This window comes from Streptococcus sp. M334, assembly GCF_000187745.1.
Taxonomy (GTDB): domain Bacteria; phylum Bacillota; class Bacilli; order Lactobacillales; family Streptococcaceae; genus Streptococcus.
Window position 1 is genome coordinate 373,904 of record NZ_GL732486.1, and the last position, 9,289, is coordinate 383,192.

Consider the following 9,289-nt stretch of genomic DNA (forward strand, 5'->3'; position numbering starts at 1 on the left):
TCTACTTGTCTGACAGTGTAAGTCTACCTCACATTGTCAGTACGCTTCCTAAAGACCTCACTTGCTTCTTGTTCGGTCTTTGCGAGCTCAGATATTGTGTCCACAATATCCCAAAAATCATATCGCCAGCTGACTAAAACCTTTCAGTTGTGACAGCTAACGATAAGATAACTTGGTGGCTCCGCCCCCAAACCCCCATAGAAAATCAAAAATTTATTTTCTATGAATGATATTAGGATAACAAGGATGATTTGGAAAAGTTATCACAAATATTGTGACAATATCTGCAATGATTTATCTATAATTTCGTACCCTTCATTATTCAAACCTACATTGTAAACCATAGCTTATTCAAGAATACGCCTCTGTAAAAATTCAAATGTACCTAAAATACACTCTATACTCCCATTATTTTTGACAATAGTTCCGTTTATTAGGGTGTTCGTTCTTTACAATTTCGATTCGTTCCGTTAAAATATAGTAGGAGGTGTAATAATGAAATACTCTATTGAGATTGGTAAAATCATAGAAGGTGCTTTAAAGCATGATCAAACCAAAGTTTTTAACTATACAAAACAATTGGTATCAAAACTAGAAAAGGATGGTGATTCTCGCTCAGCAATTAAATTTAAGCGGTTATTATCCGCTCAAGCCGAGTCTACTCTGACTCCAATGAATAATACTAATTCTATTGATATTCCTGTTGATACTGAATCAAGAATGAATCTTGCTGACATTATTTACCCACATCAAAATGATACTGAAGTTATTCTTTCAAAAAGAAATGAAGAAAAATTAAATTCATTTATTTTAAGTTATCAAAACGCCGATAAACTTAATTCTATTGGAATAAATGTATCTAATTCACTACTGCTGTATGGACCACCTGGATGTGGAAAAACCAAGAGTGCCTACTTAATTGCTAAAAAATTAAATTTACCACTCATTGTCGCTAGATTAGATAGTCTAATTTCTTCATATCTCGGTACTACCGCTAAAAACATTCGTAGTCTATTTGAATTTGCGCAAAAAATGCCTTGTGTATTATTTTTAGATGAATTTGATGCTATTGCCAAGGCTAGAGACGATAATAACGAGCTTGGTGAGTTGAAAAGAGTAGTTAATAGCCTTTTACAAAATATCGATACGATGAGCAACGATAGCTTAATTTTAGCAGCTACTAATCATCAGCAGTTACTTGATTTAGCAATATGGAGAAGATTTGACTATAAATTAGAAATAGAACTGCCTGATAAAACTGCCATTGCAGAATTGATTACACTATTTTCTAATGATATATATAAATTTAACCAAAAAGAAATTTTGGAAATTTCAACTTTATTTGATGGACAAAGCGGTTCTGATATAGAGGATATTATGACCAAAGCAATAAGGAACTCAGTTATACACAATTCTTCTTTTAATTTATCTAGCATTTATGAAGAAATGTTTATTGCCAAAAATATCATCCCTCAAAACTGTGAAGATTCTCGAGAACTATTAAAGATTAAAGCAAAGTATTTACGAGAAAAAGATTCAAAAATATTTAGTTTACAAACAATTGCAGATATTTTAGGTAGTTCAAAAACAACTATTCAAAAAATGGTGAAAGAGGTTTAATCATGAGCGAGAATAATCTACCAATAAAATTAGTTCTTCCCAAAACAACTGATATTGTCCCAAATATTGGGGGCGGAGATTTGAAATTTTTTGGAAAAGTAACTCCGGAGTTAAAAAAAGGAATAACCGATAAGTTCGAAGAGTTGTTATCTTTTTATTCAGATGTTTTTGATGAAAACGAAGCTATCCCTGCTGTGGGAAAAATAACAGTAAAACCTGAAGCTATTGCAAAATCACATAAACCCTCTGATTTATGTAGAAATTGTAGAATTATTGGCAGCGAAGATTTAGACGAAATATATATTAAAGTAGACAGAAAAAACATTCACAAAACAATAGAGATGGTTGAAAATCCGCCATCACAAAAATTTCAAGCCAACATGACTACAATAGTTAATATTCAACCTATTAGACCGGAAGAAAAAATTTCACCGACACTCCAGTCTATTAAATCGGAAGACTTTAACTCTATTAATAAGCTTATTAAAATTAAGATCTTTGATTTTGATGATGACTTTGATAATGAACAAATTTGGGAATATGTGATACAAAAATTACATTTACTCAATTTTGAAGATAAATATGAAATTTTTTCATATGGTGATAAAATTAAATTTTTAAAAATAGAAGTCACTTCTTATAAAGACATTATCAAATTAGCTTCTATTAACGGAGTAAAAACTGTTGATTTTTTTCAAGAGTACTCCCTTCCTCAGAATAATTTTTCATCTACTGAATTACAAATCTTACTAGATTCCGAATACAAGGATAGCGATGTTACTATAGGAATTATTGATGGTGGAATAAGTGACAATAATCCATTTTTATCACCTCATATTGTTGCACGAGAAGAATATGTAGATAAAATTTATCAAAATCCACAACATGCCACATTTATAGCGTCTACTATACAATATGGAAATGTTTTAAATGGTATTCCTTCTTCTACTGCTTATCGATTTAAATTTGTAGATATCGTTGCAATTCCAAATAGTGATACAAAATTTGGATTAACTGATTCTATTACAGAAGATGATTTAATGGTAATTATTGAAGAAGTAATGGAGAAATATTCGTCCACTACTAAAATATGGAATCTGTCTCTAGGAATTGAAAACAAGCCTTGTGATGATTCAATGTCTGATTTAGGTGTGTTTTTAGATTACATTCAAGACACCTACCATGTGCAAATCTTTGTTTCTAGCGGGAACATAAATAGTCTTCCTCTTCGGAATTGGCCACCTCAAATAGATATTGGAGAGCATGACCGACTTATATCACCAGCTGATTCTATTCGAGCTATAACTGTAGGTTCTGTTGCATTATTTGATTCTATAGATTCAATTGTAAAATTTAATGAACCTTCTCCTTTTAGTCGAAGAGGACCTGGCGCTAACTATATTATTAAGCCTGATATCGTTGATTATGGTGGTAATTTGTCTACTTCGTATAAAATTGATGGATTAGGAGTCAAAGGTTTGGATTCAAGTGGGAAAATAATTGAAGGAAATGGAACAAGTTATTCGACTCCCCGATCATTGCAAAAGTACGCTTCCATATATGAAGAAATGGTAGAGCCTGATTTACTCCTCTCTAAAGCAATGTTAATACATTCAGCTAGGATGAACTCTCGTGAGTTATTAGACGAACATCCAGACAATATTAAATATTATGGATTTGGGATTTCTTCAGCTGATACAAAAGATATTTTGCAATGCAGTAAAGATTGCGTAACACTGATTTTCAAACAAAAAGTATCTCAGGGGACACATTTAGAAATGTATGATTTCCCATATCCAAAATCCCTTATCAAAAATAACAAATATATTGGTGAAATAGGAATGACCCTTGCCTACTTACCACCTTTAGACCCTAAATATGGTCGTGAATATTGTAGAACTAATATTGATGTTAGTTTTGGGACATATTCATACACAGCTGAAGGAAAAACTAAATATAAAGGTCAGGTTCCACTTGAATCAAAATGGGATGAAAAATTTGAAGCAGCACAAGTTAAGCATGGATTTAAATGGAGTCCTATAAAATCTTACTACAGAAAAATAAGTAAAGGAATTAACTTAGAGGATGGATGGAAACTACGAGTAGATTTAACTTCACGAGATGGATTGTACGTACCATCTCAAGAATTCGTTTTAATTATTACTATCAAAGATTCAAACGGTAATGATATTTATACAGAAATAACTAACACTTTAAGAGAGAAAGGTTATATCACTAACAATATCGAGACAAAATATCAAATTCGTCAAAAACAATAGAAGGAAAGGTATTTAACAACAAATATCAGACATTCAACAATGCCTAATCTTTTTTACCCATTTCTCAGTTTTTTTGCTTGTTTAAACTGCTCTATTCGCTTCTCCAACTGCTCAGTATTCAGTTTATTTTTCGCTTCCTGACCTATCAAGACTTTGTTCCTCAATAGTTATATCGTTTAGAGATATTTCTACTCTCTCACTAGACTTGAAACTTGTATCAAAAACCACATCTAGGAATTGTTCTACTTTGGTTAGCTCATTATCTGACATCTCTAATAGTCGATGAATCAGTCGTTTAAATTGATCATGGTTCTGTTTTTTCTTTTGAAAGAATTTCATTATATTCCCATTGAATAATCATTACCACCCGTCAAACGGGTGGTTTGTCCCAGGGCTATAAGCCCAAATTACCAGCCAGCGTCTTTAGGCGCTGGCTTTCACTTTGTTCAAGCCTTATTGCTCTTGACTCGTCACTTGCCTCACAAAGAGGCTTTAGTATTACTTACCACTATCTCTAAAGGGATCCTCATATTCTTTTACACTCAATTCATCTAGTGCTATATCATGCTTTACTCGCTCTCGAATTTTCGTACTCGTGAAGAAATCATCCACTGGATAATTTCTTTACTCTTGAATATATTTCTTAATTGTGGCTTCATTAAGTCCCACCGTACTCACATAATAACCTTCCGCCCCGAAATGCCGATTCCCAAACTTGTACTTGAGATTGGCGTGTTTGTCAAACATCATGAGTGCACTTTTACCTTTTAAATAACCCATGAAACTCTAAACACTTATCCTCGGTGGAATACTGACTAACATATGTACATGGTCTGGCATTAAGTGACCCTCGATAATCTCAACTCCTTTATAACTACACAAGCGATGAAATATTTCGCCTAAACTACTTCGATATTGATTATAGATGACTTTTCGTCTATACTTAGGGGTGAAAACAATGTGATAGAACAGTGCCACTTTGTGTGCGATAAACTATGAGCCTTTTGTGCCATATTTTTCTCCTTTCGCTTTACAATTGGTTTGAACACCTTTATTGTATCGTGTTTGGAGTTTTTTTGGTATAACCTTCGACGCGCACCCGCATAGTGGGTGGTTTTTTGTCTCGCACCTAACGGAGCGAGACGGACTGAGAGTCATATAAAAAGACCGATTCAAAATCATTAGAGAATACAATTCTAAAATTGAAATTTTTCGTGCTAATTCTATGAAATCTTGATTTTCTAATAAATTTGTACTTATTTCCTTCAACCTATACAAATACCCCATTGTTTCAAGTTTGTAATTAAATCAAAAGTATTAGATATGATTTAAAAATCGTATTTTAGGCTCTCGTTGATCAATATCATAGTTTGCTATTTAATTTTAACTAAAAAAAACATTATACAAATCAATCTACTAAAGATGAATTTATGGTATACTAATGATAATAAATAGTTATCGGTAGGAGATGTTTTATGTATTACGGTCGCGATACTGAAATAGAAGAATTAAAACAGCATTTTAAATTTTCTAGTAATGATAAAAATAGTTTATATATTATTAATGGTTTAAGTGGTAGTGGTAAAACCGAGCTAATCAAAGAGGTTTGTCAACAAGTTTACAGCCATGATAAAGAAGCCTTTATTCTCTACATTGATGTTATAAATGATGGGTTTGAAAGTAATAAATTTTTTGAAAATCTACTAAAAGGAGCGTATGTCCCAACACAATTCAGAAGAAATCTATGCTTATCAATACCTCAAAAATATTCGTTTTCAAATTATTTAAGAAAACAAAAACTAACAAATCTAACTCTGAAACATAGTTTTAGGTTAATCAGATCGTTTATTGCGTTCGATACAACTTACAAAAAAGTAATTGATTATCCTTGGGAAGAAGTTATTACTGCAATAAAGGAGGGAATATTTGAAAATGACTTATATTTAAGATATTTCAGTCATGTTTCAAAAAAATCCGTCTTAATATTATTATTGATAATTATCAATTTTTATCTGAAGATATAAAAATAAAATTTGAAGATGACTTTAATACACTTCAAAGCGGAATCTCTTTAACAATTATAAACCGAACAAATGATAAGTTAAAATCGATTGATAAACTAGATACATTGGACAATTATACTCCTACTGTATTAAATTTATCGTATCTTACTGAGGATGAGTGTAAATTACTAATAAGAAATAAAATTGCTTTACTTGATAATGTCAAATTGAATCAAATCTGGCAGATAACACAAGGTAATTATAAAGATATTGAATTAATTACTAACAGACTTATTGATAATCCTAATTCAGAATTATTTAATATTTCTGATATATATGACAAACTTCCAGATATTCAAAAAAATATACTTATCATATCATCGATTTTTCCTGCTGGTATGAGAAAAGATATAGTTTTTAACTACATTAAATCTATATTAGACGAAAATACTGAAGTAGCTGATTCTCTAAAATCCCTTATTGATGCAGGTTTTGTCTATATTAATGGAGATACAAATGATAAAATCAAAATTTCACACGAATCAATTGTAAATGGTATTTTAAATCACACAAATGCTTCTGATCTTCAATTAGTAACCAACAATCTAAAAATATATTTAGAGCAAACTATCCTATCTATAGGAGTTGGTGGCGAGTTAGCTTATTTAATTCACTGCTTAATAAATATATGTAATATTGAAGAGTTGCGACAAAATGTAGAATATATCAAACAGTTACTTGAAATCGAATACAGGAAAAATTCATATTTTTACATTGTATCTTTGAGTAAGAAGATACTTCATTTAATAGAATTATTACCCGAAAAATACTTACATTATATATTGAACTCGTACCAGTGGATTTCTGATTTTAATGGAGGTTTAGCTATTTTAAACAGTCTTCAAAATGATAATTATTCAAAAGATTTACAGCTATACTATCCTAGATTTCAAATTCAAAAATATGAATTTGAGGAGGCGCTAAAATCACTGGAAAAGTTAGAAAATTGCTCTGGAACATTACTCTACAAGCTAAATGCTTATGGTCATTTAGGTAAAGATCGAGAGGCAATTAAACTCCTTAATGAAAGCATGAATTCTGTAGAAAAAGACGACTTCTATTATATTATTTTACGAAATTCTGCTCATTATTTCCCAACTAAAGAAGCTACCGAAAATCTCAAACTAGCATTGGACTATTTTCAACGTAATGAATATCAAATACCTGTTGCAACAGTATATAATAATTTAGGTGTTGTTAATATCTGGGACGGAGAATATGATATAGCTTTAGAGAATCTAAATAAAGCCACAAAAATACTAAAAAAATATAATTCAAATGAAATTTTTGAACCATATTGTAATAAATCAATTATTTTTTTGATGAATAAAAATTATCAACAATCTCTGAAATTTATAAATAAATCACTTCAAGAATGTCCTAAAGCTTTGACCTTAGATATTAGGATGCTCAAGTTAAACAAATTAATTATTGAATTGATTTCTGAAAGAATCTCTTTTACAGAATTTCAAAATTCACTAAAAAACTTTGAGGAAGAAATTCCACTCATAGACGATCCTTGGTATAAATTTCAAATAGTATACAATTTACAACAATTTGATGATATTCCTTTTGTTTGTGAAAAAACTTATATTGATGATTATCAAGACGGACTCACTAAATACTATCTGTTGATTCCTTACAAAAACTATAATTTCTGTATAGGTCTTTCTCCTAATTGGAGATATTAATTTGTTCATGGTACTTGCAAATGAGATCTAAATATATGGAATAATCATATTGTTTATATTTTAATAAATTAGCTACTAGTTTAGCTAATTTTTTAATGTCATCATCAGTATAGGATAAATTTGTAATTCCGATTGTTCCTAATCTTATTCCTGAAGTCGTCATTGGTCCGTGTGTATCATTTGGAATTTGATTTCGGTTAACTAATATTTTATGTTGAAAAAGTAGATTCTCTGCATCCTTACCACTCAAGTTTAGATTCAGTAGATTAACTAAAATTATATGAGTCTTTGAGTTTTTATAAACAACATCAACCCCTTCTTTACTTAATTGTTTTATAAACAATAAAGTATTTTTTATAACTTGTTGTGCATAATTTTGAATATCTATTGATAATAATTTGATTAAACAGATACATTTCGCAAATAATGCATTTTGTGTAGGACCTCCCTGTGTTCTAGGAAAAATTGAATTAGTTATTTTTTCTTCAAATATAGAACGATACATTAGTACTCCTCCTTGAGGCCCACGTAAACATTTATCCATTGTAAAAGTAACGAAATCCACATATGGAAAAATCGACTTATGTAGCTTTGCCATAATATATAAAACACTATGGCAAATATCCGCTAAAATAAGGGTATTGGGGCTAACCTCTTTTATAATTTCATAAATTTGTTGATAATTAAATTCATTTCCATACGATGAAGCACCAATAATAATCAATTTAGGTTTATATTTATCTAATAATTCCTTTAATTCGATATAATCAATATTTAAATCATGATCTAAGTGATAATATTTTACAGTACCTTTGCCTGTATAAGTGTGTGAAATATGTCCTCCGTCTTTTGGAGATAACGATAAAATATAATCCTCACTATCTAAAACACAATTATAGACTATTTGGTTAGCCTGAGTTCCTGAATGTGGTTGCACATTAACTCTATAATCACCAGGATTTAAATCAAAAAGTTGAAGACACAATTCTTCTGAATATATTTCAATATTATCCAATGAAGTACAATGAGGAAAAAAGCGTTTTTCAACAGCTCCCTCTGTTGGCAGGGTAGCGAGAGGGAAACTTTGAATCTCTAATACTTCGGTGAATGGATAGCTAATACATGCAGCAAGATTTATTACGCTATTTTGTTCTTGGTTATATGAATCAAGAATTTTATTTAACTTCTGATAGATTTCACCTTCAAATTTATTAATTTTATACACTGACTTCTCCTACCGATAACTATTTATTATCACTATACAAAGCACCTAAATAAGTTTATAATAGCATGATTGTTGATAAAGGAGATTTTTATGGACTATAAACTTATTTCTACTTACTTAGATTATTGCAAAACTCATAAGCGTTTGAGTTCACACACAATTCGCGCTTATAAGAATGATCTTATGCAATTTTATAACTCAGACCATGATAATGTCGAATCCTATATAGAACACTTGACACAATCTAGCATAAAAACGAATACATTAAGAAGAAAAATTGCCTGTATGAAGGTGTTTTATAACTATCTAAAATACCAGAACATAATTGAAGAGAATCCCTTCAATCAATTGCGCTTTCAATTTAGAACTGAAAAAAATATTAACCTAAAAACGATTCCGCATGACATTCTG

Annotated in this window: 6 protein-coding genes and 2 pseudogenes; 5 read left to right on the forward strand and 3 right to left on the reverse strand. The window is 30.5% G+C overall.

What is annotated here, in order from left to right; genetic code table 11:
- Nucleotides 1–495: 495 nt before the first annotated feature.
- The gene (locus tag HMPREF0851_RS06400; RefSeq protein ID WP_000877623.1) at nt 496–1,620 is read left to right on the forward strand and encodes an AAA family ATPase; all 1,125 of its coding nucleotides are present in this window, start codon (nt 496–498) and stop codon (nt 1,618–1,620) included.
- A 2-nt stretch (nt 1,621–1,622) separates the two neighbouring features.
- Nucleotides 1,623–3,899, forward strand: coding sequence for a S8 family peptidase (locus HMPREF0851_RS06405; protein ID WP_001293728.1), 2,277 nt, complete (start codon nt 1,623–1,625; stop codon nt 3,897–3,899).
- 53 nt (nt 3,900–3,952) lie between these two features.
- On the opposite strand, the pseudogene HMPREF0851_RS06410 reads toward HMPREF0851_RS06405, so the two are convergent.
- Both HMPREF0851_RS06410 and tnpA read right to left on the reverse strand, forming a co-directional pair.
- Nucleotides 3,953–4,238 (reverse strand): annotated as a pseudogene (locus HMPREF0851_RS06410) (hypothetical protein).
- Nucleotides 4,239–4,397: 159 nt separating this feature from the next.
- Nucleotides 4,398–4,912: pseudogene (gene tnpA / locus HMPREF0851_RS06415) on the reverse strand (IS200/IS605 family transposase).
- 462 nt (nt 4,913–5,374) lie between these two features.
- Between tnpA and HMPREF0851_RS16415 the strand changes: the two are divergent.
- Nucleotides 5,375–5,923 (forward strand): ATP-binding protein, encoded by a 549-nt coding sequence (locus HMPREF0851_RS16415; RefSeq protein WP_000291366.1) that lies wholly within the window; start codon nt 5,375–5,377, stop codon nt 5,921–5,923.
- Nucleotides 5,924–6,027: 104 nt separating this feature from the next.
- A complete protein-coding gene (locus HMPREF0851_RS06425; RefSeq protein ID WP_000371067.1) occupies nt 6,028–7,653 on the forward strand; it encodes a tetratricopeptide repeat protein in 1,626 nt (541 codons plus the stop codon).
- On the opposite strand, the gene HMPREF0851_RS06430 is transcribed toward HMPREF0851_RS06425, so the two are convergent.
- Nucleotides 7,637–8,878 carry an aminotransferase class I/II-fold pyridoxal phosphate-dependent enzyme gene (locus HMPREF0851_RS06430; RefSeq protein WP_000276774.1) on the reverse strand — a complete coding sequence of 414 codons (1,242 nt, stop codon included), beginning with the start codon at nt 8,876–8,878 and terminating at the stop codon, nt 7,637–7,639. The two genes, HMPREF0851_RS06425 and HMPREF0851_RS06430, sit on opposite strands and share 17 nt — an antisense overlap.
- 90 nt (nt 8,879–8,968) lie before the next feature.
- Here HMPREF0851_RS06430 and HMPREF0851_RS06435 point away from each other — a divergent pair.
- Nucleotides 8,969–9,289, forward strand: a 321-nt coding sequence (locus HMPREF0851_RS06435) for a site-specific integrase (protein WP_009014191.1), incomplete at its 3' end; no start/stop codon positions are given.

Excerpts from the sequence above, each read along its gene's own strand:
- HMPREF0851_RS06405 (WP_001293728.1), top strand. The coding sequence starts at position 1,623 with ATGAGCGAGAATAATCTACCAATAAAATTAGTTCTTCCCAAAACAACT.
- HMPREF0851_RS06400 (WP_000877623.1), top strand. The coding sequence starts at position 496 with ATGAAATACTCTATTGAGATTGGTAAAATCATAGAAGGTGCTTTAAAG.
- HMPREF0851_RS16415 (WP_000291366.1), top strand. The coding sequence starts at position 5,375 with ATGTATTACGGTCGCGATACTGAAATAGAAGAATTAAAACAGCATTTT.